Source organism: Bacillus atrophaeus (genome assembly GCF_039519175.1).
Lineage (GTDB): Bacteria > Bacillota > Bacilli > Bacillales > Bacillaceae > Bacillus > Bacillus atrophaeus.
This window is the reverse complement of the sequence record NZ_CP154443.1, coordinates 1204839-1231128: the sequence shown is the minus strand read 5'-3', so window position 1 is coordinate 1231128 and position 26290 is coordinate 1204839. Positions and strand designations below refer to the sequence as shown.

The 26290-nt window shown below is 37.1% G+C and carries 19 protein-coding genes and 4 pseudogenes; 10 read left to right on the top strand and 13 right to left on the bottom strand.

Annotated elements, in window-relative coordinates; translation table 11 throughout:
• The first annotated feature begins 300 nt into the window (after nucleotides 1-300).
• Nucleotides 301-2064, top strand: a complete 1764-nt coding sequence (locus tag AAHT65_RS06320; protein WP_343311167.1) for a reverse transcriptase domain-containing protein — start codon at nucleotides 301-303, stop codon at nucleotides 2062-2064.
• Nucleotides 2065-2187: 123 nt separating this feature from the next.
• On the opposite strand, the pseudogene AAHT65_RS06315 reads toward AAHT65_RS06320, so the two are convergent.
• Nucleotides 2188-2304: pseudogene (locus AAHT65_RS06315) on the bottom strand (DUF255 domain-containing protein); the annotation flags it as partial.
• A 416-nt stretch (nucleotides 2305-2720) separates the two neighbouring features.
• Here AAHT65_RS06315 and AAHT65_RS06310 point away from each other — a divergent pair.
• Entirely contained in the window at nucleotides 2721-3032 is a 312-nt protein-coding gene (locus AAHT65_RS06310; protein ID WP_003326077.1) for a DUF4870 domain-containing protein, read from the top strand.
• A gap of 124 nt (nucleotides 3033-3156) precedes the next feature.
• Here AAHT65_RS06310 and AAHT65_RS06305 read toward each other — a convergent pair whose 3' ends face one another.
• From AAHT65_RS06305 to AAHT65_RS06295, 3 genes and pseudogenes are all read right to left on the bottom strand, one after another.
• Complete coding sequence (locus tag AAHT65_RS06305) at nucleotides 3157-4566, bottom strand: HAMP domain-containing sensor histidine kinase (protein ID WP_343311166.1); 1410 nt, start codon at nucleotides 4564-4566, stop codon at nucleotides 3157-3159.
• A gap of 1 nt (nucleotide 4567) precedes the next feature.
• On the bottom strand, nucleotides 4568-5278 hold the full coding sequence (locus AAHT65_RS06300) for a response regulator transcription factor (protein WP_088118391.1): 711 nt from the start codon (nucleotides 5276-5278) through the stop codon (nucleotides 4568-4570).
• A gap of 282 nt (nucleotides 5279-5560) precedes the next feature.
• Nucleotides 5561-5720, bottom strand: a pseudogene (locus tag AAHT65_RS06295) (DUF255 domain-containing protein); the annotation flags it as partial.
• Nucleotides 5721-7065: 1345 nt separating this feature from the next.
• Here AAHT65_RS06295 and AAHT65_RS06290 point away from each other — a divergent pair.
• A pseudogene (locus AAHT65_RS06290) lies at nucleotides 7066-10227 on the top strand (isopeptide-forming domain-containing fimbrial protein); the annotation flags it as partial.
• 6 nt (nucleotides 10228-10233) lie between these two features.
• On the top strand, nucleotides 10234-10818 hold the full coding sequence (locus AAHT65_RS06285; protein WP_343311508.1) for a class D sortase: 585 nt from the start codon (nucleotides 10234-10236) through the stop codon (nucleotides 10816-10818).
• A gap of 363 nt (nucleotides 10819-11181) precedes the next feature.
• Here the strand turns inward: AAHT65_RS06285 and AAHT65_RS06280 are convergent, their stop codons facing one another.
• Nucleotides 11182-11352, bottom strand: a complete 171-nt coding sequence (locus AAHT65_RS06280; RefSeq protein WP_106272155.1) for a hypothetical protein — start codon at nucleotides 11350-11352, stop codon at nucleotides 11182-11184.
• A gap of 71 nt (nucleotides 11353-11423) precedes the next feature.
• On the bottom strand, nucleotides 11424-11552 hold the full coding sequence (locus AAHT65_RS06275) for a hypothetical protein (RefSeq protein ID WP_343311164.1): 129 nt from the start codon (nucleotides 11550-11552) through the stop codon (nucleotides 11424-11426).
• Nucleotides 11553-11854: 302 nt separating this feature from the next.
• Between AAHT65_RS06275 and AAHT65_RS06270 the strand changes: the two genes are divergently transcribed.
• From AAHT65_RS06270 to AAHT65_RS06260, 3 genes are all read left to right on the top strand, one after another.
• Nucleotides 11855-13078 carry a sensor histidine kinase gene (locus AAHT65_RS06270; protein ID WP_343311163.1) on the top strand — a complete coding sequence of 408 codons (1224 nt, stop codon included), beginning with the start codon at nucleotides 11855-11857 and terminating at the stop codon, nucleotides 13076-13078.
• Nucleotides 13071-13712, top strand: a complete 642-nt coding sequence (locus tag AAHT65_RS06265; RefSeq protein ID WP_343311162.1) for a response regulator transcription factor — start codon at nucleotides 13071-13073, stop codon at nucleotides 13710-13712. Before AAHT65_RS06270 ends, AAHT65_RS06265 begins: the two co-directional genes overlap by 8 nt.
• A 114-nt stretch (nucleotides 13713-13826) precedes the next feature.
• Nucleotides 13827-16001: an MMPL family transporter gene (locus AAHT65_RS06260; protein ID WP_343311161.1), complete on the top strand. Its 2175-nt coding sequence runs from the start codon at nucleotides 13827-13829 to the stop codon at nucleotides 15999-16001.
• A gap of 852 nt (nucleotides 16002-16853) precedes the next feature.
• Here the strand turns inward: AAHT65_RS06260 and AAHT65_RS06255 are convergent.
• The 5 genes and pseudogenes from AAHT65_RS06255 to AAHT65_RS06235 all read right to left on the bottom strand — a co-directional run bounded on the left by AAHT65_RS06255 (nucleotide 16854) and on the right by AAHT65_RS06235 (nucleotide 20944).
• Entirely contained in the window at nucleotides 16854-17201 is a 348-nt protein-coding gene (locus AAHT65_RS06255; RefSeq protein WP_343311507.1) for a hypothetical protein, read from the bottom strand.
• A gap of 712 nt (nucleotides 17202-17913) precedes the next feature.
• Nucleotides 17914-18077 (bottom strand): annotated as a pseudogene (locus tag AAHT65_RS06250) (DUF255 domain-containing protein).
• 91 nt (nucleotides 18078-18168) lie between these two features.
• Nucleotides 18169-18906 carry a MerR family transcriptional regulator gene (locus AAHT65_RS06245; protein ID WP_343311160.1) on the bottom strand — a complete coding sequence of 246 codons (738 nt, stop codon included), beginning with the start codon at nucleotides 18904-18906 and terminating at the stop codon, nucleotides 18169-18171.
• Nucleotides 18907-19089: 183 nt separating this feature from the next.
• Nucleotides 19090-19755: a GntR family transcriptional regulator gene (locus AAHT65_RS06240; RefSeq protein WP_088118384.1), complete on the bottom strand. Its 666-nt coding sequence runs from the start codon at nucleotides 19753-19755 to the stop codon at nucleotides 19090-19092.
• A 133-nt stretch (nucleotides 19756-19888) separates the two neighbouring features.
• Nucleotides 19889-20944: a tartrate dehydrogenase gene (locus AAHT65_RS06235; protein ID WP_343311159.1), complete on the bottom strand. Its 1056-nt coding sequence runs from the start codon at nucleotides 20942-20944 to the stop codon at nucleotides 19889-19891.
• 541 nt (nucleotides 20945-21485) lie between these two features.
• Here AAHT65_RS06235 and AAHT65_RS06230 point away from each other — a divergent pair.
• Both AAHT65_RS06230 and AAHT65_RS06225 read left to right on the top strand, forming a co-directional pair.
• A complete protein-coding gene (locus AAHT65_RS06230; protein WP_047937542.1) occupies nucleotides 21486-22229 on the top strand; it encodes a hypothetical protein in 744 nt (247 codons plus the stop codon).
• A 155-nt stretch (nucleotides 22230-22384) separates the two neighbouring features.
• Entirely contained in the window at nucleotides 22385-22879 is a 495-nt protein-coding gene (locus AAHT65_RS06225) for a GNAT family N-acetyltransferase (RefSeq protein WP_151289954.1), read from the top strand.
• A gap of 127 nt (nucleotides 22880-23006) precedes the next feature.
• Here the strand turns inward: AAHT65_RS06225 and AAHT65_RS06220 are convergent, their stop codons facing one another.
• Complete coding sequence (locus AAHT65_RS06220) at nucleotides 23007-24317, bottom strand: MFS transporter (protein WP_106035081.1); 1311 nt, start codon at nucleotides 24315-24317, stop codon at nucleotides 23007-23009.
• Between the two features lie 458 nt (nucleotides 24318-24775).
• On the opposite strand from AAHT65_RS06220, the gene AAHT65_RS06215 reads away from it, so the two are divergent.
• On the top strand, nucleotides 24776-25222 hold the full coding sequence (locus AAHT65_RS06215; RefSeq protein ID WP_003326091.1) for a DUF6376 family protein: 447 nt from the start codon (nucleotides 24776-24778) through the stop codon (nucleotides 25220-25222).
• Nucleotides 25223-25267: 45 nt separating this feature from the next.
• Here AAHT65_RS06215 and AAHT65_RS06210 read toward each other — a convergent pair whose 3' ends face one another.
• The gene (locus AAHT65_RS06210) at nucleotides 25268-26197 is read right to left on the bottom strand and encodes a manganese-dependent inorganic pyrophosphatase (RefSeq protein WP_003326092.1); all 930 of its coding nucleotides are present in this window, start codon (nucleotides 26195-26197) and stop codon (nucleotides 25268-25270) included.
• Nucleotides 26198-26290 lie beyond the last annotated feature (93 nt).

Genomic DNA, 26290 nt, shown 5'->3' with positions numbered 1-26290 from the left:
GCTTATCACATTTCATTATCATAAATACTTACAGTAGGTAAGATAATGTAAAACATCGCGATTAAATATAAACATTTCAAAAATGCTGTTAATATTGATGAATATATATAGTATAATTTACACTGACAGCAAGGGTAGAAAAAATTGACTTTATGGCGGTGAAATCGCCGTCTGTTATTTAAAGGTTATACTTAATTTGCACGCTTATTTTATTCTGCGAAGTTTTTTCGATTTGCCTAATCGCTATTAGGAGAAGGGTAGAATTTTAACCCTTGCTGTTGTAAATAGGAGGGGATTGCTATGGTTTATAAGTTAAATATTGAATTACAGAGCAATCTAGAGGATATTAAACAAAATTTCAAGAATTTATCTTGTTTTGAAGATGTAGCTCTCCTTTTAGAGGTACCAAAAGAATTATTGTGGAAAGTACTTATAAAAAATAAAGGAGCTAATTATAAGGCGTTTAAATTAAAAAAGAAAAATGGTTCAGAACGTGTTATTTTTTCGCCTACTTTAAGTTTATCTATTCTGCAAAAAAAGCTAGCTTATATTTTGGAGTCTAACTATAAAAACCATAGTCAATCATATGGTTTTGTAAAAGGAAGAGGAATAGTTGATAATGCTCAAAAGCATTTAAATAAAAAATATGTACTAAATTTTGATTTAGAGAATTTTTTCGAAAGTATAACCTTTAGAAGAGTTAGATCAATGTTTATGACATATTATAAATTTAATGAAAAAGTTGCTACAACCTTAGCAAATATATGTTGTCATCCGAATGGTTTTCTGCCACAGGGAGCAGCAACATCCCCTATTATATCAAATATTATATGTAATAGAATAGATAAAGAATTCTCTAAATTGGCGAAAAACAACAGATGTCAATATACTAGGTATGCTGACGACATAACGTTTTCTACAAGCAGGAGAGTTTTCCCTCCTGATATTGCATATATAACAGAGGGGTCTCTTTTTCTGAATAATAATGTAATTAGTATTGTGGAATATCAGGGGTTTAAGATTAATAAAGAAAAGACAAGACTTCAGAATTATAGACAAAATCAAACTGTAACAGGAATTACGGTAAATGAAAAATTAAATGTTAAAAGAAGCTATGTAAGAAGAATTAGGTCAATTCTTCACTGTATTGAAAAAAACGTTGAAGATTTACAGAAAGCAGAACAAATTTTCAAAGAAAAATACCCATTTCGTCAAAAGAAACATCTTGATAATATTAATATGTTTGCTATTCTAAAAGGTATGATTTCACATGTTGGGCATGTAAAAGGAAAAGATGACCCTTTATATTTGAAATTAGCAAAGAGATTTAATAAAATAGCTTACCTTAGTGAAACTATATCTCCTTTTAAATTAGAATCTTTAAAGAAATTTCATGAAACTTATACATATATAATTGATTATGATGATAAAGCTCCTTTAGTTTGCTTTGAAAATGATAAAATGGAGGAAATATTATACGGTCAAGGAACGGGCTTTTTATTAAAGGGAGTTGGCTTAATCACTAATGCTCACGTTATAGAAGATGCGATAGAAGCTATTAAGGACAATAAAAAATTTAACACTGAGTATGGTATCTCATTTTTTAGAGGTAATTATCCTGATTTAAAATATAAAGCGAAAGTATCTAAATATGACCTAGATAAAGATATTGCTATTTTAGATATAAAGGATTTTAATATAGACAATCAAGGATATGAATATAACATTGACATGAAAGATGGGCAGAAAATTGAATTAATAGGGTATCCAGACTACAAAATAGGGCAAGAAATAAAAGTCGAAACTGGCCACCTAAAAGGTATTAGAAAACATAGAGATTCAACCGGAAAGCTCCATTCACGACGGGAAATATCGGCAATCATTTACGGAGGAAACAGTGGCGGACCTATAATAAATGAAAGTAATGAGGTCATAGGAGTTGCAGTCAAAGGTGCTACCCTTCATGGTGTTTCCCCAAGCGAGATTATTCCAATTAAAGATGTAATTAATTTAAACTCCAGTAACTCAGAGGTCAGCTCCAAGATTGCAACTAAGCCTCATTAAAAGATTTAATACTTTAATGCGAAAAGTCGATTTTTAATCAATCGACTTTTTTATTTGTTATTTTAGTTTATAAATATCCCTTACAATTTATTTTATTTCATTGACATATTGGGTATCTTAACAGACATGCCACCAATGGCATGTCGAATAACCGATGCTGACCAGAACCGGCTTGTTTTCGCGTTTTGCTTTTTCGAAGGCTTCTTCTCCCCAGGGGTTGGGTTTACTTTTGTTTGGCATGGGATCACCTTCTTTCGATTCGATTTCTTTTAACTCCTAATTAATTTATACAAAATTATAAAGAAATATTAGTAATGAAATCTTAACTTCCGATGTGAATTCATTCAAAAATTCACAAATTTAATTTTCAATATTCTCTTCGATTGTATTATTTATTTTTAGTTTCTTCAAGAAAGTGCAATTTCACTTGAGGTTTGCGACTAATATCATGTCAAAGGCCACGAAAATATTAATGATATAGTATTTTTAAGGTTTATGTAAGGTTACTATTAAAATGGGGTAAGGTTTGGGTTGTACAATATAATTGTAAAGCTTAGAAGGGGGAATCACATTCGATTCTTAAGCTTTCAATGACGTTAAATTATGAGAAAACTATAGGGGACTATTACCTGAATAAAAAGATAGAGGTGAGACATTTGAAAGAAAATAGAGTTTTATCTTCACTATGTTATTTTAGTATATTTTTTGCGCCGTTTTTATTTCCAATTATCGTATATTTTCTGAGCCAGGGAGATGTGAAATATCATGCGAAAAAATCTTTATGGACTCATCTAATACCTTATATTATTTTTGCCATTGGTATTGCTGGATCGGGATTACTGGGAATAAACGGTTGGAATCATAGCGGGCCTGTTCTTGTAGCTACTTATGTTATTTCTCTTATTATTGGGATCTATTTTTTCGTATGGAATATAGTAAAAGGAATAAAAGTATTAGCAGATCGCTAAAGGTATAAATAAAAGCAAACAACGGTTCTGGTTTAAACCAGAACCGTTTCTTTGTGTTGTCCTATAATAGGATATTGTATCTGCGAAAATCATTCTATTGACAATTTAATATTGTTCATACTGCTTATAATTTTATATTTATACTTGTGCCTTTACCAACGGTACTGTTGATAACAATTTCTCCGTCATGTTTCTGAATAATATCTTTGGCTATAGCCATTCCAAGTCCAGATCCTTTATGCAACGTTCCAGTGTTCGTTCCTCTGAAGTAGCGGTCGAAAATTTTATCAATTTCTTTCTTTTCTATACCTTTGCCATTATCTTTTATTGTAATATGAGTACGTTCTTTCTTTTCAAGGTGTACAACTATTTTTACATTACTATCATTATGAACAAGAGCATTCAGAATTAAATTACTAATTGCTCTCCTCATTAAAATAATGTCGAGATTTATTAGTATATTCTCTTGACTAGCACTAAATTCAATGGTCTTATCAGCATATCTGGAATCATTTAAAATATCTATTAAAGTGTCTCGTATCAATGATACAAGATTGATGTTTTTTTTATTTAAGGTTAAATCATTATTTTTCAATCTTGTCGTTAGGTTTAAATCTTCCATTACTTCTTTAATATAAAGTGATTTGCTTTCAATAATTTGTGCGTAATCTCTTATCACATCTAACGAAAGATCGTAATCTTTATCTTTTATTATTTCAGCGTAACCTTGTATAGATGCTAAGGGGGTCTTAATATCATGAGAAATATTGCTAATCCACTCTTCCCTCATTTGATCTAATTTATTTTTTTCCCTTTTATTTATTGTTAGTTGATGTGATAAGTGATTTACATTATAAAAAACATCTTTATAGAGCCCTTTCGGTTCATAATTAATATTGTAATCTTTATTTGCCAGCCTTTGGATCCCATCAATTATTGTATTTAGCGGACGTGTAAGTTGTCTGCTGAAAAGATACCCAATGATTAAAGCAATAGCCCCATCAATCAATAATATAGTCACTGTTTTTGTTTTAATATTCTGTATAACTTGCTTGGTTTCGTAGGAGATAATAACTTTCCTAATTGAAGGATCCTTGAATCCAATAAAGTAACTATATTCTTGTTCAGAAATTTTTTTTCCACCTGCAAAAATAGTCGATAATAATTTTTTATCCATATATTTGTGCATATCCACAATTTCTATAGGAGTGTATTCTTTCTTTAAGCCTTGAGGCTGTCTGTAGCTATATAGTTCTTCGCCTTTTTCATCTAAAATTTGAACCCATGCATTACGATCTTTTAGAGCTTGTTTACCTTCCCTGCTGATGGTCACCTCACCATTTGTTACTGTTAAATATTTCTGAAATGACCGTGTAAAGGTTTCGGCAGAATTTTCATTGTCATGTCCAATTGAGGTATTAAAATTCGCCTGAGCAAATAGCCATACCAAAAGGGCAGACAAATTAATTATAACAATGAGTATAGCAACTACTATGACAGATATCATGTATCTCCCCGTTAATCGCCATTTCATATTATGCATCCTTTTCAACAAATTTGTAGCCCAAACCTTTCACAGTTACTAAATAGTCTGGTTTGGAAGGTTTTGTTTCTATTTTCTCTCGGAGCCTGCGGATGTGTACCATGATCGTATTATCAAATCCAAAAGAATCCTCTCCCCATACAGCATTATAGAGTGTTTCTTTACTAATCACCATATTAGGATTTTGTAAGAAATACTTCATTAACTTTAACTCCTTAGGTTTTAATTCAACAGGTTCACCATTCTTTGTTAGTTCGGCTTTTCGTTCACTTAACTGAAATGGCCCCACTTTTATTATGTTGTCTGCTATTCCTTTAGACTGTGAGTAATTGGCTCTTCGTAATTGTGCTTTTACACGATAAGCCACTTCCTTAGGACTAAACGGCTTGGTAATATAATCATCCCCGCCAATGGCAAGCCCTACAATTTTGTCGGTTTCTTCCCCTTTTGCCGACAAAAAAACAATAGGTACATTAGATAGTTCTCTTATTTGCTTACATACATCATAGCCTTCTCCATCTGGCAGCATTATATCTAATAAAACAATATCAGGCTGTTTTTGTTGAAATTGAGTAAAGCCATCTTTCGCAGTTGAAGACGTAATCACGTTTTCAATTCCCTCTTTTACTAAGACTGTCTTTATAAGCCTCAAAATTTCTTGTTCATCATCTATAATTAAAACTTTATTGTTATTTAGTGACATTACATTATCACCTCTCAAAAATAAATATATCTGCACATTGATTATACCGAAACGTACTTAGTATGGAAAAATTAATCCTCTATATTCATCAATTTAAGTATTCATTGGTTGGGTACTTCAAGAGGTATTTTTTGGGGGCAGGCGGAACAGCAGTAATTAATAGTGAAACCGAATAACCAATTAATTTGTAAGGCCTGTTGATATTTGATATTAGACTCAATTGTTTAAAGTGTATATAAAAAACTACTGACATACAGTTCTCAGAGTTTTTTGTAATGGGATGAAGTTGTTATGTACTTGGTATAAACAGGAGATCCTAAGCCACCAATGGCATGTCGAATAGCCGATGCTGACCAGAACCGATTGCTTTTTCGAAGGCTTCTTTTCCCCAGGGGAACCAATGCACAGGGTTATGAGCATGTTGAATTGGGTTAGTGGGCATGGGATCACCTTCTTCTTTAAGATTTTTAATTAGTATTGAACTTGCTTAAATTAATATACCAGATTTCGCTGCTTCTAGAATTTTAAATACCGATTGAGTTCTTAACATCTTAATGGTGACAGATGATGGGTAAACAGGAGAAATATGAATATGTCGGGAGAGGTTCATTTGTAAATATTAGCACCAAACCGAATAGCTTTCTGGCTTCGTTTTGCGCTCTGCTTTAGCTGAATCAATCTATATTTCAAGATGAGCAACCAATGACAGGTCCTTCTTATTTCCTGCTTTTTAACAATCATGACGTGCATCATGCAAAAAATATATGCACAAAACACTTATTGCTTTGGAAATCCATATTAATCAAAAAAGGACAAAATTCCCTTGACAAATAACGACAAATACATTTGTTTTTTTGAATTGTTACCTTATTTTGTGTACGATATATGAATATTTAGTCATATTGTAAGATATTCATATATTTTGTTATATTAACCAAGAAGAAAGGAGGTCATATTAAGAACAGAGGTCGGAATATTGTGATTTTTCTGAGTAGGGCGAAAATAAATTATGGAGTGTGAAAGCTATGCGAAAGGGCTTTATCCCTAGAACTTACATACTGAATATTAGGAAAACCCTAATGATATTTGCAGTCTTGTTATTGGTTACTGGGAATATTTTGACGGTTTTGCCAAATCATATTCATGCTGAAGATAAAACAGAGGTAACTCAAAATGCAGTTAATACTTGCCCGGCTCCGGTTGCACTGATTAACGGAAGCTTTGAGCAAGGTGCTGCCAGAGGAACTGCATATAATAATTCGGGTCTCTTTTATCTCGAATCCGAGGTACCTGGCTGGAAAACTACTGATGATTCCTCTGGTCAGAAGGCAATTGAAATATGGAATTATGAAAAGAACATTCCTGCAACAGTAAAAAACTGGCCTTCTCCTCCTGATGGCAATCGGTGGGCGGAATTAAACGCTTTTGAGAATGGCATGCTGTATCAAGACGTGAAAACAACGCCCGGACAAACGATTTATTGGCGCTTATCCCATATGGGGCGGCAAGGTGTTGACACCATGCAGGTTCGCATCGGGGCAGCAACTAATAATCCATACAATACGGTGGTTCAAAAACAATTTTCTGATGGAAAAACGGCATGGGGAACTCATTCAGGCTCTTACACTGTTCCAGCAGGTCAAACGACAACGCGTTTCGGTTTTGAGGCGGTGAGTTCAGCCGGCGGAAGCTTAGGAGCCGGCAACTTTTTGGATGATATTTTCCTTGGCACAGAACCATGTGTGACGGCAAATAAGTCAGTCTCTCCACAGGGCGAGGTGCAACCCGGTGATGAATTAACATATGCGGTTCAAATCAAAAACCAAGGCGGAGACGTTGCTGCGGGTGCAAGCTTTGCCGATGCAATTCCAGAAGGAACTGAATATGTTCCTGGAACACTAAAATTAATTAATGGTTCGACAACAAAGAATCTAACTGATGCATCCGATAATGATGAAGGTAATTTTGATGGTGATAAAGTAAATATTAATTTAGGAAATTTACCTAACACGAACAATTTGCCTAATGGAATGACTGTACAGTTTAAAGTGAAAGCCAAGACAGGTTATGTCGGTAAGGAAATTTCTAACAAAGCGCAAATAAACTATGACAGTTTATTAACGAATACGAAAAAACAAACCGAATCAAACGAAGTAACAACTCCGGTTGTTTTTAAAGATCCTGTACTTGAATCAAAGAAAACGTCTGCAATTAAGGCAAAAGCGGATGGAAACCAAGATACGGATCATCCGGAAGTGGGAGATACGCTCCTTTACACGATACAAACACGGAATACTGCTGAAGACAGTCAGGTGAAAAACCTTTCAATTTCAGATGTAGTGCCAGAAGGCTTAGAATATGTTCCGGACACTTTACAAGTAGACGGTGTATCAGTTAGTGATGCTCAAGATGATGATAAAGGGCAATATACTGACAGCAAAGTGTCAGGCAAAATTGGCGATGTGACGGATACTGAATGGCATAACGTTACCTTCGAAGCAAAAGTTAAGCCTGGTCAAGCAGGAAAGGATATTATCAATACGGCAAGCATTTCAGGAGACAATATAAATACTCCGGATAAGCCGAATAATGAAGTCAAAGTTTATCCTAGGAATCCTGACTTAGAGTCAAAGAAAACGTCAGCAATTAAGGAAAAAGTGGAAGGAAACAAATATCCAGATCACCCAGAAGTAGGCGACACGCTTCTTTACACAATACAAACACGAAATACTGAAGAAGACAGTCAGGTAGAAAACCTTACAATTTCAGATGTCATACCAGCTGGATTAGAATATGTTTCAGGCACTCTGAAAGTGGATGGCACAGCAGTCAGTGATGACCAAGATGATGACAAAGGCGATGTAACAGATGGCAAAGTGTCAGGCCAAATTGGTGATGTGAAGGATACGGAATGGCATACTGTTACATTTGAAGCGAAAGTAAAAGCTGGCCAAGCTGGTGAAACGATTAAGAATACGGCTAGCGTGACTGGCAGTAATATCGACACTCCAGATAAGCCGAACAATGATGTGACTATATATCCAAGAAAGCCGGAAATAGAATCGAAGAAAACAGCAAGTCTTCAAGCAAAAGCAGATGGCAATAAAGATGAGAAACATCCAGAAGTGGGAGATACACTTCTTTATACAATCGAAACTAGAAACACGGTTGAGGACAGTCTTCTGAAGAATCTAGTTATCTCAGATAAACTTCCGGAAGGCTTAGAATACGTTTCGGGCTCACTAAAAGTTGACAATAAAGCAGTGAGTGACGCTCAAGACGACGATAAAGGTGATATGACAGAAGGCAAAGTGTCAGGTCAATTTGGTGATGTGACCGATGTTGAATGGCATACTGTTACATTCGAAGCGAAAGTGAAAGCTGGTCAAGCCGGAGAAACGATTAAAAATACGGCTAGCATTACCGGCAGTAACGTAGACACTCCGGATAAACCGAATAATGAAGTAGAAGTTTATCCTAGAAACCCTGTCTTAGAGTCAAAGAAAACATCAAGTATTCAAGCAAAAGCAGATGGAAATAAGGACAAGAAAAAGCCGCAAGTCGGAGATACACTTCTTTATACAATCCAGACGAAAAACACAGTTGAGGACAGTCTGGTGAAAAATCTAGTCATCTCAGATGAACTTCCAGAAGGGTTAGAATATGTTTCTGGGACACTAAAAGTAGACAATCAAGCAGTCAGTGATGCTCAAGATGATGATAAAGGCGATATGACAGAAGGCAAAGTGTCAGGTGAAATTGGTAATGTGACTGACACTGAATGGCATACTGTTACATTTGAAGCAAAAGTGAAAGATGGCCAAGCAGATAAAGATATTGTTAATACTGCCAACGTTACTGGTGACAATATTGATAAACCAGATAAACCAAGCCATGAGGTCAAAGTTTCTCCAAGAAATCCAGTCTTAGAGTCAGAAAAGACAGCAAAGAATCTGGAATCAGATAAAGATAAGTATGAAGCAGGCGATACAGTTGCTTATACCATCAAAACAAGAAATACAGCAGCTGACAGTAAAGTAACTGATCTCGTCATTTCAGATGAACTTCCAGAAGGGTTAGAATATGTTTCTGGGACACTAAAAGTAGACAATCAAGCAGTCAGTGATGCTCAAGACGACGATAAAGGTGATGTGACAGATGGCAAAGTATCAGGCCAATTTGGCAATGTGACCGATAATGAATGGCATACTGTTACATTCGAAGCGAAAGTAAAAGCTGGCCAAGCAGGTAAAAATATTGTCAATACAGCTAGCGTCACTGGTGACAATATTGATAAACCTGATAAACCAAGCCGCGAGGTCAAAGTTTCTCCGAAAGATCCAGTCTTAGAGTCAGAAAAGACAGCAAAGAATCTGGATTCGGATAAAGGTAAGTTTGAAGCAGGAGATACAGTTGTTTATACCATTAAAACAAGAAATACAGCAGCTGACAGTAAAGTAGCTGATCTCGTCATTTCAGATGAACTTCCAGACGGTCTGAAATACATTGAAGGCAGCTTAAAAGTAAGCCATGGTGGTAAAGGGAAATTTGAAGATGGAAAGATATCAGCAGAGTTTGGAGATGTCAGCGACACTGAGTGGAGAACTGTGACATTCCAAGCAAAAATAGAATCAGGCTACTCCGGCAAGACCATTAAAAATGTGGCCGCTGTTAATGCTGGTAATATTGATGATCCAGATAAGCCGGAAGCAGAGATGAATGTCGTACCAAAGGGCTCTGAAGAACCAAGTGAACCTGCTAAACCAAGCAACACTGACCATTCAGGAGAGCCAGGTAAATCAACACCTGAAAAAATAACTGAAAATACAAATAACGGAAATGAGCTTCCGGATACGGCAACAAATACGTATAATATTCTTCTTGTTGGTTTTGGTTTATTGTTAGTTGGATCAGTCCTTTGGTATTTTAAAAGGAAAAGAAATGTCTAAATGCATGTGAAAAAGGCGTTTCCTTTGTTCATCATAGCTGCCGGACTCATTCTCATAGGCTATGGAGTCTGGAAAGTGATGGATACCAATCAAAAGACAGCGGAAGCTTTAGAAGAAGCTAAGCTGGCAGCGGGACATCCGCAAACAGAAGGCAAAACCAAAAATAGCAAGGAGCAAGAAGCATCTTTTAAACCTAAGGTTGGAGAAGCTGTCGGTGTTCTTGAGATCCCCAAAATAAATGCAGAGCTTCCGATTGTAGAAGGAACCGACGCAGATGATTTGGAAAAGGGTGTCGGACATTACAAAGAAAGTTATTATCCTAATGAGAACGGAGAAATTGTATTATCGGGACATCGGGATACCGTTTTTCGCCGGACAGGAGAACTAAAAAAAGGTGATCAATTAAAGATTCTGCTTTCATATGGGAGTTTTCAGTATAAGATTGAAAAGATGAAAATTGTCGATAAGAATGATACTTCCATTATTACTTTGCAGCATAAAAAAGAGGAGCTCATTCTTACTACTTGTTATCCCTTTTCATATGTTGGAAATGCTCCAAAGCGATATATTATTTATGGAAAGCGGATTTGAAAAAAATCAGGAATCCCAAAGAATTAGGCTGGCGAGATTTTCTCGCCAGTTTTTTTAAATTTGGATGGAAATAAAGCGAATTATGCAATATTAAATAACAAATTAGATATAGCTTCTTAGCTTAATAATAAATTGAATAATACAATCTCTCTTTATTGATAGGACTCAATCTTAGAAAGAATTACTATGACGTGGAACCAGGCTTTAGTCATTCATTTATATAGTATCCGGGGCAATGGTTTGCAACATGATATGTCTTGTTTGTGTCTTGAAGGTAAATATTGTGTTTGAGTTTGAAATGTTATTTTATCATTATTTTCGAACCTTCTAATCGTTTTCAATAACTCCGTAATCAATATATATTTATCTGTTGGTAAGAAGCTGCTTTGAACAAAAGTAAGGATAGCCAAATATGATGAGTGGAGCTGCTAATGCAAGTAGTAACCATGAACCTGATTGAGAGTCTTTGATGACTCCTATGAATATACAAGTACCGATGAGAAGGTACAATAAAACACCAAAAAACCAATACATACCTTGTTCCTCTTTTCCCTATAGGTTTTCTTTATTCTTTAGTGGGTAATTTTGTATTTGCTGGTAAATAATTAGATCCCTTCTGTTTTACCATTTTTCTTTGGAGATTTTAAAGTATGAGGGGCCCGATTTTTAAATGTTTTTTCAGCTCTGATTCCTTTTCTTTTTAAGGTTATAATTATGAGATCAATTGGTTTCAATGAATTTCAATCCTCCCATATGAAAGTTCTTTTATAACTCTCCATATATTTTAATTTTAAAATTGAATATAGAAAACGTACATAAGGGCATATTCTTATGTACGTTGGGGCAATTCTAAACTTTTGTTAATCTTGCGTACTAATTAAGTCTGCATCTTGTTGAGTTTTCTTCTTGCCTTGCTGGCCGATAAATGAAATGCCTGCCGGCTCTTATGATAAGATGACAAATATGACTGGATTGTCCCTATTTTTATTGTGAATCCTTTGTGATTATACTGTCAAAGGAAAGGAAGTGAAGCAATATGTTTCGAAGAAAATCTTTTGATAAAAACTACTTTTCACGAGATAGGCGGGCATTAAATATGCTTGCTCTCAGAGTACCAGGCTTAGCTTTTATTCTCATGATATATATTGCCTCTATCGTGCTGCAGTTTGTTTCTGGGAGCTGGTCCATTTTATTGCTTCATGTGTTTACAATATTGATCGCTATTTTTACTTTGCTGCATTGGCACTCATATCGATGGGTTAAGAATAAGGTCATTCTATATTTTGTACTGCAAGGTTTGATCACTTATACACTTGCTAATGTCATGACGGGCTTCTTAATGCTGGTCATTATTGGCCTTTATGCATTTTTGATTGGGCAGATTATAGGAATGGCAGATAGAAGAAGAACCTTCCTTATTGTATATCTATTACTTCTGATATCAGCCAATGCGGTATATCAGATTCACAAAGGCGAGTTTTTGCATTTTCTTGCCATCGCTGTACCTATCATGGTTGTCATTATCACTTATGCTGCAACATTTTTTGCCCAAGTTGATGAAAAAATAAAAGCGCAGCTTACTCTTGAAAGGCTGGAGCTTGCTCATCAACAAGTAGAACAGCTGACGTTGCAAAACGAAAGACAACGTATGGCTCGGGATTTACATGATACCCTTGCACAAGGATTGGTTAGTTTAAATATGCAGCTGGATGCTATTAATGTTCATATATCGAAAGGTAACACAGATAGAGCAAAAGAAATCATTCAACAATCTATGAATAGAGTGAAAAGCACATTAGCTGATGCACGTTCAGCTATTGACAATCTTCGCAGCAAATCAGAAGAAATCGGTTCTTTAAAAGAAAGAATTACCTTACAAATGGATCATTTTAAAGATGCAACAGGTCTATCTTGTTTTTTAGACTACAGATTAACTCAATTGCCTGATGTTCGTACTGCTGAAAATTGTTATTACATCATAGGAGAATGCATGACGAATGCAGCAAAGCATGCTGAAGCAGAAACGATCTCGGTATCCATTTGGGATGACGAAAAGGGGAGGCTCCATTTAACTGTCAAGGACAATGGTAAAGGTTTTGATGTTGAAAACGGAAAGAAAAAGCGAGGACATTATGGGCTTCTTGGTATACAAGAACGAGTTAAAGCAATGAATGGACAATTCAATATAAAGAGTACAACATCTATAGGAACACAAATTGAGATCACTGTACCAATTCAGGGAGAGATGCAAGATGAATAAGGTTTTAGTCGTTGATGACCATCTTGTCGTGAGGGAAGGTCTGAAGCTTTTAATTGAAACGAATGATCACTACACCATCATAGGAGAGGCGGAAAATGGCAAAGCAGCAGTCCGCCTTGCAGATGAATTAAAACCGGATATTATTCTCATGGATTTGTATATGCCAGAGATGAGCGGGTTAGAAGCCATTAAACTAATAAAAGAAAAACACGACATCCCCATCATTATTTTGACTACGTATAATGAAGATCACTTAATGATCGAAGGAATTGAATTAGGAGCGAAAGGATATCTGTTGAAGGATACGAGCTCAGAAACCCTATTTCATACAATGGATGCAGCATTAAGAGGAGAAGTGCTGCTGCAGCCTGATATTCTTAAACGTTTTCAAGAAATTCAATTGGAGCGAAGGAAGAAGCCAAGCAGTGATACTCAGTTAACGGAAAAGGAAGTTATTGTTCTAAAAGCAATTTCTAAAGGTCTTAAAAGCAAAGCGATCGCCTTTGATTTGGACGTCTCTGAGAGAACAGTAAAGTCTAGATTAACGTCCATTTACAATAAATTAGGCGCAAATTCAAGAACTGAAGCAGTGACGATTGCCATGCAAAGAGGTATTCTGACATTAGACAAATAACATCAAATTTGAAATTTGCCCAAACGTACATGCCCGAATGTACGTTTTTTTTATTTCATTGTCTACTACAATGAGAAAGAATGTGATCAAGCAATGTGTTGAAAGGAGATTATCATGTCAAGATTCTTATATAAATTAGGAGGATGGGTTGCTCGCAATCGCATAAAAGTAATATGCGCGTGGATCGTTGTGTTAGTTGCTTCGATAGGCCTTGCAATCACGTTAAAACCAAGTTTTTCTGAGGATATGTCCATACCTGACACACCTTCGGAAAAAGCGATGGATGTGATTCAAAAAGAATTTCCTCATGGCCCTGATAAAGGGAGCATACGGGTGATTTTCGGAACTGAAGATGGGGAGAAACTTACTGCAGAGTCAGCCAAAAAAGCAATAGAAAATACGTTCAAGGAAATCAATAAAGATGATTCCGTTGACTCGATTGCAAGTCCTTTTGTTACAGGAACAATCGCGAAAGATGGCACAGTTGCCTATGCTGATATCAAGTTTAAATCTTCAGCAGATGATATAAAAGATTACTCTATCAAACACTTAAAAGACAGTTTGAAAATGGCTGATGACGCTGGATTACAAACTGAGCTAAGCGGAGATATACCAGGAGCCGAGATGGAGATAGGCGGAGTGTCTGAAATTGTCGGCATTATCTTGGCCTTTGTAGTTTTAGCCATTACATTCGGCTCCTTATTAATAGCAGGTTTGCCGATTTTAACTGCGCTAATTGGTTTAGGTGTAAGTATTGGACTGGTGTTGATTGGGACACAAGTATTCGATATTGCTTCCGTCAGTCTATCATTAGCTGGAATGATTGGCCTTGCAGTTGGTATTGATTATGCTCTATTTATTTTTTCGAAACACCGCCAGTTTTTAGGTGAAGGTATACAAAAAAATGAATCAATTGCGAGAGCTACAGGAACAGCTGGGAGTGCAGTTGTTTTTGCCGGACTTACTGTTATCGTCGCACTTTGCGGATTGACTGTTGTTAACATTCCTTTTATGTCTGCAATGGGGCTGACAGCAGGGCTTAGTGTACTGATGGCTGTTCTCGCTTCAATCACGCTTGTGCCTGCCGTCTTGTCGATAACGGGAAATAGAATGGTTCCGAAATCAAACAAGAAAAAAGAAAAACAAAACGCTGAAACAAATGTCTGGGGACGCTTTGTCACAAAAAATCCTATCATGCTAAGTGTATGCAGCATCCTTATATTGCTCGTTATTAGTATCCCATCTATGCATTTGGAGCTGGGCTTGCCTGATGCAGGGATGAAAGCGAAGGATAATCCAGATCGCCGGGCATATGACTTGCTTGCCGACGGTTTTGGAGAAGGATTTAACGGTCAATTAACAATTGTAGCGGATGCCACAAGTGTGACAGAAAATAAGGCGGAAGCCTTCGCAGATGCAGTAAAAGAAATTAAAGATTTAGACCATGTAGCAAGTGTTACTCCTGCAAGGCCTAATAAAGAAGGGAACTTTGCCATCATTACGGTAGTTCCTACAACAGGTCCAAATGATGTAGCAACGAAGGATTTGGTAAAGGATGTTCGCAGCTTATCAGATAAAAATGGGGTAGATTTGCTCGTTACTGGATCGACTGCAGTGAATATTGATATTTCAGATCGCCTTAATGATGCGATACCGGTGTTTGCTGTACTCATTGTTGGTTTTGCGTTTGTATTGCTGACAATCGTATTCCGTTCGTTGCTTGTGCCTCTTGTTGCTGTTGCAGGATTCATATTGACGATGACAGCCACTCTTGGAATCTGTGTATTTGTTTTACAAGACGGGAATCTCATCGACTTTTTCAAAATACCTGAAAAAGGGCCGATACTCGCGTTCCTGCCGATTTTATCTATTGGGATACTGTTTGGATTAGCCATGGATTATCAAGTATTCCTTGTAAGCAGAATGCGTGAAGAATATGTGAAAACAAAGAATCCAGTACAAGCGATTCAAGCTGGATTAAAACACAGCGGCCCTGTTGTCACCGCAGCCGGACTTATCATGATATTCGTTTTTGCAGGGTTTATCTTTGCTGGTGAAGCTTCTATCAAAGCAAATGGATTAGCACTTTCCTTTGGTGTATTGTTTGACGCATTTATTGTAAGAATGACACTCATTCCAAGTATCATGAAGTTGATGGGGAATGCAGCTTGGTATTTACCAAAATGGTTAGATAAAATTATTCCGAATGTAGATATAGAGGGGCATCATCTAACAAAGGAGATACAGCCCGAAATAGATAATGAACAAAAACACAAAATAAGTATGTAATGATAGAGCAGATCATTCTAATAATCTAGCTTTTAACTTCGCTTCTTGACTTGAGGGTGAAGTTTGAGAGCAATGATTAACTTGCACCTATGAAGTTTTGTAAATGGAACTAGGCAATAAAAATCATCCTTTATCATTAATTTAAAAGAGCGGACTGAAAAGTCTGCTCTTTTTTTAATTCTATTCATCTAAATGAGGGGAATGGTTATTCTAATACACTTGCCATCAATGATTTGTTGAATAACCATGGGCTTACATAAATCATTTGTTAATCTGATTTACAATGAATTGAATTACTATAATAAAAAAGAACCAACCAATTGTTGGATCTATTAAGAAACCTATACATTGGATTTTGCAAGTTTAATTGGGATCTTATTCTATGCGGTTCTGTTATTAAGGAGTCTATTTTGATTAAAATACCTAATGTCCTTACGATAATTATTATTGCCCCTTAGGATGAATGCAGGTGCAAATACATCTGGATTAATATGTTTTTTACAATTTTCTAAAGCTAACTTGATGATGTTCTATATAAAACCCTTGTCATGAAGTAGGTGATACTATTTGTTTAAAGTGGTGACAAATTTTAAAACTGCAAAGAATGACTCGGTTGGAAAACTAATATAATAAAAATAGCAGACTCCTTCAGGAATCTGCTGTTTTAATCACAATATCGAATTATTCGAAAAAGTGATAGATATGATCGAAATTACAACACTGAGAAAAGTTGTTATTGGATGATGAGTCTCAAAAACGTTAAAGTTTGAAACTATCCCCAGACAAATAACCTTAGAAAAAGACAAATCAAAACCAAACTTAAACGTTTATTTTTCATCTAACGTAACCTTACTATTCTTGAGATAAGTAATTGAAATCCATTTCTTCAAATTCAGGAAGTTTTTTGTAAATTTTTAAAGTGGACAACAACTCTTGAACATATTTACGAATAGCGAGCATATCAAATGGGAAATCGAAATCAAATTCCTCTTTAACAGTTAAAGTGTCCATTACATATGAACAATTATGTTTCATACCCAATAAATCATCATTAAGACTAAGTACATCTTGATATGATGAATCAGGTAACTCAAAATGAGAAATCAAATAAACATTAATATTGTTGCCTTCTTCAGAATCTGGCAATCTTTCATCAACGAATAATAAAAAAGCACATCTTTCATCATCATTTAATTCCACCTGAAAGAATTCCAAATCTCTTAATCTCAATAAACGTTTAAATCTCGTATTTAAAGTTCTCATTTTCATTATCTCCGTTTCTTATTTTAAGCTACTATCGACTTCCTTATCACATAATAGTTTATATGCTTGTAGATTTTGTGAAGGCGTTCCCTGTCATGCATTTTTGTCTGTGGGTTTAGATTATTGTCATAACACCATTCCTTTAAATGATGTATTATCGTCTCGATTATTAAATGGGTGTTGAGGTATTACTGTTATGAATCCATTACGAGCAAGAAACTGAGAGATGGTACGATAAAGCAAACGGTGCACCATGAGAAAATACCAGCGGAAATTCTCCATTCGCAAGAGGGGCATCTTTCGCTATTCTTACCTTATAAGGTCCTAATTGTTCATCTTTCTCTTCGGTTTGTGCAGGATACATATCATCAGTGGGAGGGGGATCTTATCGTTATCATTTTTTATAGTAATAAACTGAAAACCTGCAGAGAACTTCTCACTTTTCCCATTTTTCAATCGTTCTCTCTCCCTTCCCTCATTGGAACATCTATCATTTATGCTACTCAATTATATTGTCCGGCTCAAGTTGATTATCACAGAAACAAGCAGATGATACGTCAAAAAAGCGAAGATTTTTATTTCATTCTACTGGATAATGCGCCTTCTAATCGTAACACTGAGTTGCTCACCTATAAAGATTCTCAACCAGCTACTCTAACATCTGCCACCAGTGACAAATCGAGTAGTCGATGGACGGAATTGTTTTCGCGTTTTGCTTTTTCGAAGGCTTCTTCTCCTCAGGGGAACCAATTCACAAGGTAAATATGGAGACTTCTCAGCGATTAATCTATTGGGTTTACTGTTATTTGGCATGGGATTATCTTTTTTCAGGGCACTTGCCATGACATTCAATTTGGAACAAAACGAAGAGTGCAATGAAACCACCACTCTCAATTTTAATCATCTAAAGATTCTCTGAAACGAAAATCAAGTAATAGGCTAATCCTCTTTGTTGTTCTTCTAACATTCCCCTATGAAAATCGTCTTGCATGAAAAATTTTGTTTGCTGTACGTAATCTTCTTTAGTAATCGGATGTCCGTTATGATTTAGGAACTTAAGATGTTGTTTTACATGTTCTTGCACAGCAGGGTCATTATACGTAACGCCGTTTTTTAAGAAATTCGCCATACCATCTAGAAAATGTTTTGCTTCTATAGCCATTTTGTTCATTTCATCAGCATTGATGGAATCGGTATCTAATTCAAAATCATATGTTTCTTTTAAATAGTCATTTTGCTCACCCAATGATTGTTTCCATTCTTCTGCGGTTTCAAATCCTTTGAACATTAACTTATTGTCCATGCACTCACCTTTTCTTGTGTAATCTACAGACGTTTTGACTGTTTCGATTAATTGCTGATACTTTTCAATCTTCTTTTCGAACAATTTTTTCTGTTTTTCCAATGTACTGGTTCTGTCGGAGTCTTCGTCTAATAACATTTTTATTTCTAACAAAGGGATATCTAATTCTTTATAAAAAAGTATTTCTTGTAACCTTTTTAGTTCGTCTGTTCCGTAATACCGATAGCCGGCATCGCTTATTTCTTTAGGGACAAGTAATCCAATTTTATGGTAATGATAAAGAGTTTTAATGGTAACATTTGCGATGTGGGATAGTTCTTTTACAGTTAATCTCATCATGTCCTCCTTTCATGTTTCACTATGAGGGGTGACCTTAGGGCAGAGTCAAGGTTACTTGAGTAAGGGAAAAGAGAGACTGTAATGGGCAGGGGAGTTCAACAAAAAAACTTAATATAACTATACATAAGAAGAATGGACAGATAAAAAAAGGCCATCCGAAAATTGGAAGGCCATTTGTGTAAATCATTCTTCATGATTGTGAGACAAAACTTCAACTAAATGATCTAGATCTAATTGCAGATGGTGAACCATTGCTTTTGATGCCTGTTCGTCATTTCTCTGTTTCATGTGATGAAAGATTTGTTGATGTTGTTCAAGGATATGTTCTGCTCGTTTTTCTCCTTCAAAATTCAATATACGGAAATAATAAATTAACCCTTTTAAATCATTAAGTTGTTTTCGTAAAAGGTTATTTTGAGTATATTGTATGATTAATTCATGGAACCTCTCATTTAATTCTATAATGACGTTTTGTTCCATTGATTGGAGAATCGCTTCTTCTGTTTTTTGAAGTGTATTTTCGATATTTTCTAATTCTTCAGCGGATGCAATTCTTGTCGTTAATCCTGCAGCGAATGATTCCAATGCCATGCGGCAAAAATAGATTTCTTCCACGTCTTTTATTGTCGGTTTATAAACCATCACTCTTGTGTCAATGACTACAAGTCCTTCTTTCTCTAGGACCCTAATCGCTTCCCTTAAAGGACTTTTACTGACACCAAGTTCCTTGGCCATTTTTGCTTCAACAATTCGTTCTCCAGGTTTTAATTTTCCTTCAAATATCATTCGCTTAATAGCGTGATAAGATTGTTCATAAAACGGTTTTGGTTTTTCAAGCACGTTTCTCATCCTCTGTCCATTCTCTTATCGTATATATTACCACACATGATGCTGCATTGATAAAGGTGGTTAAGAGAACAGTTTGGTTGCTTTCTTAGGTTCTGAGAGAGAATAACTCAGCCACAAAATATTCCCCTGTTTCTTACTTTGCTTTCAGTCTTGTAATCATTTCTTGTGTGACTTCGTTTGTAGTACACTTCCCGCCAATGTCTGGGGTGACATATCCATCTTTCAATAAGCTCTCCATTACATCCAACAATACGCTTCCCAATTCCTCTTCACCAAAGTGATCCAAAAGCATTTTGGCTGTCCAAATCTGTCCCAGCGGATTAGCTGTACCTTTACCGATAATATCTGGAGCTGAGCCATGAACTGGTTCAAACATAGAAGGATACTTTCCATTCACGTTAATGTTAGCTGACGGAGCGATTCCAATGCTTCCCATAATGGCTGCGCCTATATCAGTTAAAACATCGCCAAATAAATTACTTGCTACGATAACATCAAATCTTTCCGGATGGGTAACGAAAAAGGCTGCTAAAGCATCGATATGCTGGGAATCAGAGTTAACTTCAGGGTAATCCTTTGAAACAAATTCGAAAACCTCATCCCAAAAAGGCATGGAGTGGAAGATTCCGTTTGATTTGGTTGCACTGGTGACATGTTTTTTGCGTTTTTTGGCCAATTCAAAGGCGAAACGCATCGCTCGTTCTGTTGCTTTTCGTGAGAATACAGCATTTTGGATGGCAATTTGGTCTTCTCCTTGATAAATCCTTCCGCCAAGAGAGCTGTATTCTCCCTCACTATTTTCTCTAACGACAATTAAGTCAAAATCTTTTGGATTGACCAAGGGAGACTTTAATCCGCTAAATATTTTGGCAGGACGAATATTAATAACCTGTTCAAACTCACGGCGGATTTTAATTAATAATCCCCAAAGTGAAATATGATCGGGAACAAGCTTTTTATTGCCTACAGCACCAAGAAAAATCGCATCGAATTGTGACAACGTGTCCAGGCCATCTTCCGGCATCATCGTTCCATTTTCCAAATAATATTCACAACTCCATGGAAAATCAGTAAACGCGAATGTTAAACCGCCATGAATTTCTGCTAAAGTGTCTAAAACTTCTTTGGCTGCGGGTACTACTTCTCTTCCTATCCCATCTCCTGGAAGTGACGCAATGTTTAATTTCAATGTGAAGCCCCCTTTGTTATTTTCAAAACAGTATCCGGTCGACCGTATATCGTTTTAATTATCTCAGGAACTATATGGCATGACAAGTTTTAATAAATTGAAGGTTGAATCCAAAAAATTATATATTTTATGAGACTCAAAGGGTCAACAGCGGAAAGACTCTCTGCAAAGATATAAAAAAATTCACTACCTGATATCCTTTAATTTTTTACCACTGTTTGTTATGGTATTCTTCTTTATGCTCAGCCCATCTTTGGTGACATGCTTGCTCTTGTCCAAAATCCTCGACTTCATCCATCTAAACTTAGCTCTCAAGGTTATTCCTGACAATCCATGCATATATTCTTATATTGAGACTAACAAAGGTAGGTGACCTGAATTGGACCCGTATTTTCACAGAAAAGCGATTCAAGAGGCGAATGATCTTTATTATTGGTCTTATCTGGCTGATGCGCAGGTAAGAGCGGGAATCATCGGTCCATCATTGCAAACGGTTGATAAAGCGTTGTGGTATCCCAATCCGTATGCTTCAAGGCATGTACTGCAATCGAATCTCCAGTCTGTTCCCTCACGAGTCATGAATCCGTATAGATCTTCCATTGTGGCTGCAAAACGTGGTGACATTAATGGTGATGGTGTCATTGACAATGTTTTTCTTACCGCAAATAAAACGCCTGACAGTCCTTTTTGGAAAAATGTCACGTTGGTTATCCGAGATGGAAGGACAAATCGCGATCAGCAAATCTCGTTTAAAAATAACGCCGGATACAATCCGACACTCTTTCTTGGTGATTTTACAGGAAACAAGGCGGATGATATTTTAGTGGTCATTGATACGGGGGGAAGCGGCGGTGCTGTTTATGCGTATGTTTTTTCTTCTATTAATGGTCAAATGAGGCAAATTTTTAATTCGGACGCATTTAATGAAGACTTCAAGTACAATGTGGCTTATCAAAATCAATACAAAGCCGCTGTGATCAGTTATAAACTAAATGAAATGTATATACTCGATCTTACTTACAAAGGCAGGGAATATCTAACTGAAATTTATAACAAGAATGGCGTTTTGAAAGCGCCGATAGAAGGCTGGGTCAATCCTTTGTCCGGCTTGTATCCGGTTGATTTCAACAGAGACGGCACATATGAACTCGAAGCGTATCAGAGAATCGCGGGAAGGTACAATGCGGATTCACTTGGGTTTGTACAGACCGTGCTGAAATGGAATGGGCGGGCATTTAGTGTTGATCGGCAGAATGTGTCAATCTTTGGCGGTGACGTTAGCTAATAGATCGTCTGTTGACATTTGTAACCATTCTGGCAAAAGGACCGACTAAAAATATAGCTAGAAACCAGGCTGACATCAGCCTATTCCAAACCACATGATTACTCTCATATGAAAGTTTCTTTTTTATCATTCGACTTGCCAAAGGAGGCAAATGAGTGCAGCTTGAAACAGATCGCCTATTATTGAAAACACTAGATCTTAATCTAATCGAAGCGGCAGCTAAGCGTGACTTATTGGGAATCGAAGCATTGGGATACAAAACCAATGGTGAATGGCCTGAGCCCGATTTCTTTGAAGCTTTACCTTTTTTTCGAGAGCTTCTTCTGAAAAATAACGGAACAAAAGGGTTTGACTCCTGGATTATTGTGATGAAGGATACGAAAGAGATAGTCGGCGGTATAGGCTTTTTAGGCAATCCAGACTCTAACGGTATGATTGAAATGGGTTTTGCTATTAATAAAAGCCACCGACGCAAAGGTTATTGTATTGAAGCTGCCCAAACATTGTTAAAGTGGGCTTTGGACCAGATTGAGGTAACAGCTATCAAGGCTAGATGTGAAATTGAAAATACCGCTTCTGAAAATGTACTTGAAAAGTTAGGATTTAAAATTGAGCGCAATGATTCTGAATTTCTTTACTGGAAATATTGAAGGCAGATGTTGATGGAATTCAATTAATGGGTGGTTATATGAATTTTCCATCGTATTATTGTTTCCTTACGGTTAGCTTTTTTGTTCAATTTGTACCAAAAAGAGAGCCATTCATTAAGCAGGCTCTCTATTTCAACTGAATTCTTTTCACTTCACCAAGTACAAATACATAAAATACCAATCCGATCAAGAGGACAGCTCCGGCAACAAGAAAACTGAGCGTGAAGGAGCCGGTTACATCTAATAAATAACCTGTCAGCGATGCGGCGATGATTCCGCCGAATAAATTGTTTGCCAAGTTGACCATGGAGCTCAGCATGGAGACAGATCCGATGGGGGCAAGTTCTGCCGATATGGACCAGCCGATCGGAGCCGTTGCCGAAATTCCCGCAAGGCCGATGGAAATACAAACAATGGCAATCGTAATGTTATCTGTAAAAAGGGCGCCTAAAAAGAAGAAGCCTAAGCCCATGCCGATCACAATAATGGTTTGATAGACTTTTGTATTCTGATATCCCTTTTTGATGAAATAGTCGACAAGCCAGCCGCCGACCGCAATACCGGAAATGGTGGAAATCAGCCATGGAACGGCGGTGAATAAGCCGGATGACATCAGATCCATGCCATAAGTGTGCTTGAAAAATGTCGGCAGCCACGTAAGTAACAGGTTAAATGTATAGCCGTACCCTGTAAAACCAATCATCAGGCCCCATACTTTTCGATTCGTAAACAATGCTTTCAAAAGGGGTCCTGTTTTATAAGGAATTTGCTCGGATGTAATGGTATTATGCTTTTGTATATAATTTAACTCGCCGCTGGAAATGCGTTTATGTCGTTCAGGCTGCTCATAATACCACCAGAACAGCATCGTAAACAGCACATTTATGATACCAATTGTTAAAAAGGCGACCCGCCAATCAAAGGTCGTGACGAGAAAGGCAACTAATGGCGCGCCGAGCACATTTGAAAATTTGGCGGCTGAATCAAACAATGAATTCGCCAGTCCGCGTTCACTTGGAGGAAACCATAATGCGGTGGCCTTGGATGCAGCGGGAAAGGCAGAAGCGCTTGTCAGTCCGATGAGAAAACGGACAATATACAAAAGCAGCTTTCCCTGCAAAAAAGCGAGCAAAATCGTTAAAATGCTCCAAATTGTCATTCCCACGCGTGTGACCCACGCAACGCCAAACTTGTCTAATAAACTCCCGACGGGCAGCTGCATGACTGTGTATGAATAAGTGTAGATCGAAAAGACAATGCCAAGTTCGGTTGCCGATAAATGAAATGAATCCTGTATAGCAGGCGCGGCAACGGATATGGCCACACGGTCAAAGTAATTAAGAATAATAATACCGCTTAGTAATGATGAAATATACCATCTGGTATGACCAGGCCGTTTCACATGCTCCTGACTCATGTTGAAAACCTCCTCTGCAATAGCATGTTCTCCGCGAGTGAATTACATTCAGATGAAAGACTCCTTTGTTTCCTTACCACATGCTTTAAAAGAATAAACAGAGCCGGAATTTGACGCAGGATGCTTCTGTCACTTACAATGAAAGTAATAAAAATGAATACTCCAAAGGGGAGTAGCTGGTACAGTAAAGTCGTCATTACAGGATGTAAGTCCTCGGCTTTGCTGGCAATTCTATTGTTAGCGAGACCTTTGCCAAATATGATTTGGTGAAGGTCTTTTTGTTTAAAAACTTCACCAAATCGGTGGAGTTTTTTTCATTTTTAAAAGGGAGAGGAGAATGTTGATGTCTAAGCTGTCAAAATTGATGAAAAGCGATTTGGTGAAAAAAGGGCTGCCTTTAGCGAAGGAAAAACTGATTCCGTTATTAAAAGAAAAGCTGAAAGATAAAAATAAAAAGAAGTAATAAGGAGGCTGAAGCGATGAAAGCTGTACTGACCGTTTTGGCGGGAGTATCCCTTTTAGGAGCCGGCGGCTGCGGAGCGCTGGACAATTTGAATGATGGACTGTCCTATGCGAATGAGGCGGCCGGATATGTCACAGAAGTCAAAACGCTTGCTGAAGAAGCACCTGCGCTTGCAGAACAAGCCGTAACTGATGCAGATGCCAAAAAGGAACTGGAAACGCAGCTAGAGTCCATACAAAAAGCGGCAGCCGAGTTTGATAAATTAACACCGCCTGATGCGGCGGCTGATATTCATGACACCATCACACAGCAGAATGAAAAACTGCAAGAAAGTGCGGCCGAGCTGTTGAGCATGACGGAGGAGGGCAAAATAACAGTTGAAAAATTGGAAGAGACAGAACTGGTGCAAAGCGCGCAGCAAATCAGCGGTGTGATGAATCAGATCGAAAAACTTGGTGAATAGAACGTAAAAAAGCATCCCGGCAAGATTCGCCGGGATGCTTATCAATTATTCGGAAATGGCATCTGTTAAAACAGGAACAACTTGTTTTTTTCGGGAAACGACGCCTTTTAGTAAGGCCGTATTGTTTTCTAATGTCACGTTAAAGGCTTTTTCCACTTTATCCGTCTGATCACCGATAGCAAGAGCAAGTGAATCATTTTCCAAAATGTCTGTAATGACTAAAAGGAAGAGATCCAAGTTTTTCTCAGCGATGACTTTAGAAAGGGCAGCTTCTAATTCCGGCTGGCGCTTTTTGACATCTTCAATATCAACTGTATTGACCTGTGCGATTTCAACTTTTTTGCCGCCAAGATTGAATTCTTTCGCATCAAGAGTGATGAGTTCTTCTACTGTTTTCTTGCTTAAATCAGCGCCCGCTTTGAGCATGTTAAGCCCGTATTCTTCTGCATCTACTCCTGCGATTTCCGCAAGCTCTTTAGCCGCAGCTACATCTTGCTCGGTGCAGGTAGGAGATTTGAATAGAAGCGAGTCAGAAATGATTGCTGACAGCATAAGTCCTGCGATTTCTTTTTCGATTGTTACGTTATTTTCTTTATATAACTTGTTCAAAATGGTTGCCGTACATCCGACAGGCTCCGCTCTGTAGTAAACGGGTTCGCTTGTTTCAAAATTGGCAATGCGGTGATGATCGATGACCTCAAGAATTTGAACGTCTTCAATATCCTTGATGCTTTGCTGGCGTTCGTTATGGTCAACCAAAATGACGCCGTTCACTTCATTAGCCGCTGTTTCAACAAGACGAGGGCTTTCTTTCTTAAAATAATCAAGCGCGTATTTTGTTTCTTCATTGACTTGGCCGAGTCTGACAGGTTCAGTGTTGAAACCTAGCTTGTTTTTTAAGTCTGCGTACGCAATGGCTGAACAAATTGTATCTGTGTCTGGGTTTTGGTGTCCGAAAATAAGTATTTTTTCCATGATAGCTCCTTATCCTTTTTAAGTAGTGTAAACATTCTTTATATAGTTTAACACGGATGGCAGTAGGTGTAAGCATTGAAAACCTCAAAAATT

What these genes read in the sequence shown, in the direction of transcription:
- AAHT65_RS06210 (WP_003326092.1), bottom strand. Translation starts at nt 26,197, where the DNA reads ATGGAAAAAATACTTATTTTCGGACACCAAAACCCAGACACAGATACA.
- AAHT65_RS06300 (WP_088118391.1), bottom strand. Translation starts at nt 5,278, where the DNA reads ATGTCACTAAATAACAATAAAGTTTTAATTATAGATGATGAACAAGAA.
- AAHT65_RS06305 (WP_343311166.1), bottom strand. Translation starts at nt 4,566, where the DNA reads ATGAAATGGCGATTAACGGGGAGATACATGATATCTGTCATAGTAGTT.
- AAHT65_RS06270 (WP_343311163.1), top strand. Translation starts at nt 11,855, where the DNA reads ATGTTTCGAAGAAAATCTTTTGATAAAAACTACTTTTCACGAGATAGG.
- AAHT65_RS06245 (WP_343311160.1), bottom strand. Translation starts at nt 18,906, where the DNA reads ATGATGAGATTAACTGTAAAAGAACTATCCCACATCGCAAATGTTACC.
- AAHT65_RS06280 (WP_106272155.1), bottom strand. Translation starts at nt 11,352, where the DNA reads ATGTATTGGTTTTTTGGTGTTTTATTGTACCTTCTCATCGGTACTTGT.
- AAHT65_RS06260 (WP_343311161.1), top strand. Translation starts at nt 13,827, where the DNA reads ATGTCAAGATTCTTATATAAATTAGGAGGATGGGTTGCTCGCAATCGC.
- AAHT65_RS06240 (WP_088118384.1), bottom strand. Translation starts at nt 19,755, where the DNA reads ATGAGAAACGTGCTTGAAAAACCAAAACCGTTTTATGAACAATCTTAT.
- AAHT65_RS06265 (WP_343311162.1), top strand. Translation starts at nt 13,071, where the DNA reads ATGAATAAGGTTTTAGTCGTTGATGACCATCTTGTCGTGAGGGAAGGT.
- AAHT65_RS06320 (WP_343311167.1), top strand. Translation starts at nt 301, where the DNA reads ATGGTTTATAAGTTAAATATTGAATTACAGAGCAATCTAGAGGATATT.
- AAHT65_RS06215 (WP_003326091.1), top strand. Translation starts at nt 24,776, where the DNA reads ATGAAAGCTGTACTGACCGTTTTGGCGGGAGTATCCCTTTTAGGAGCC.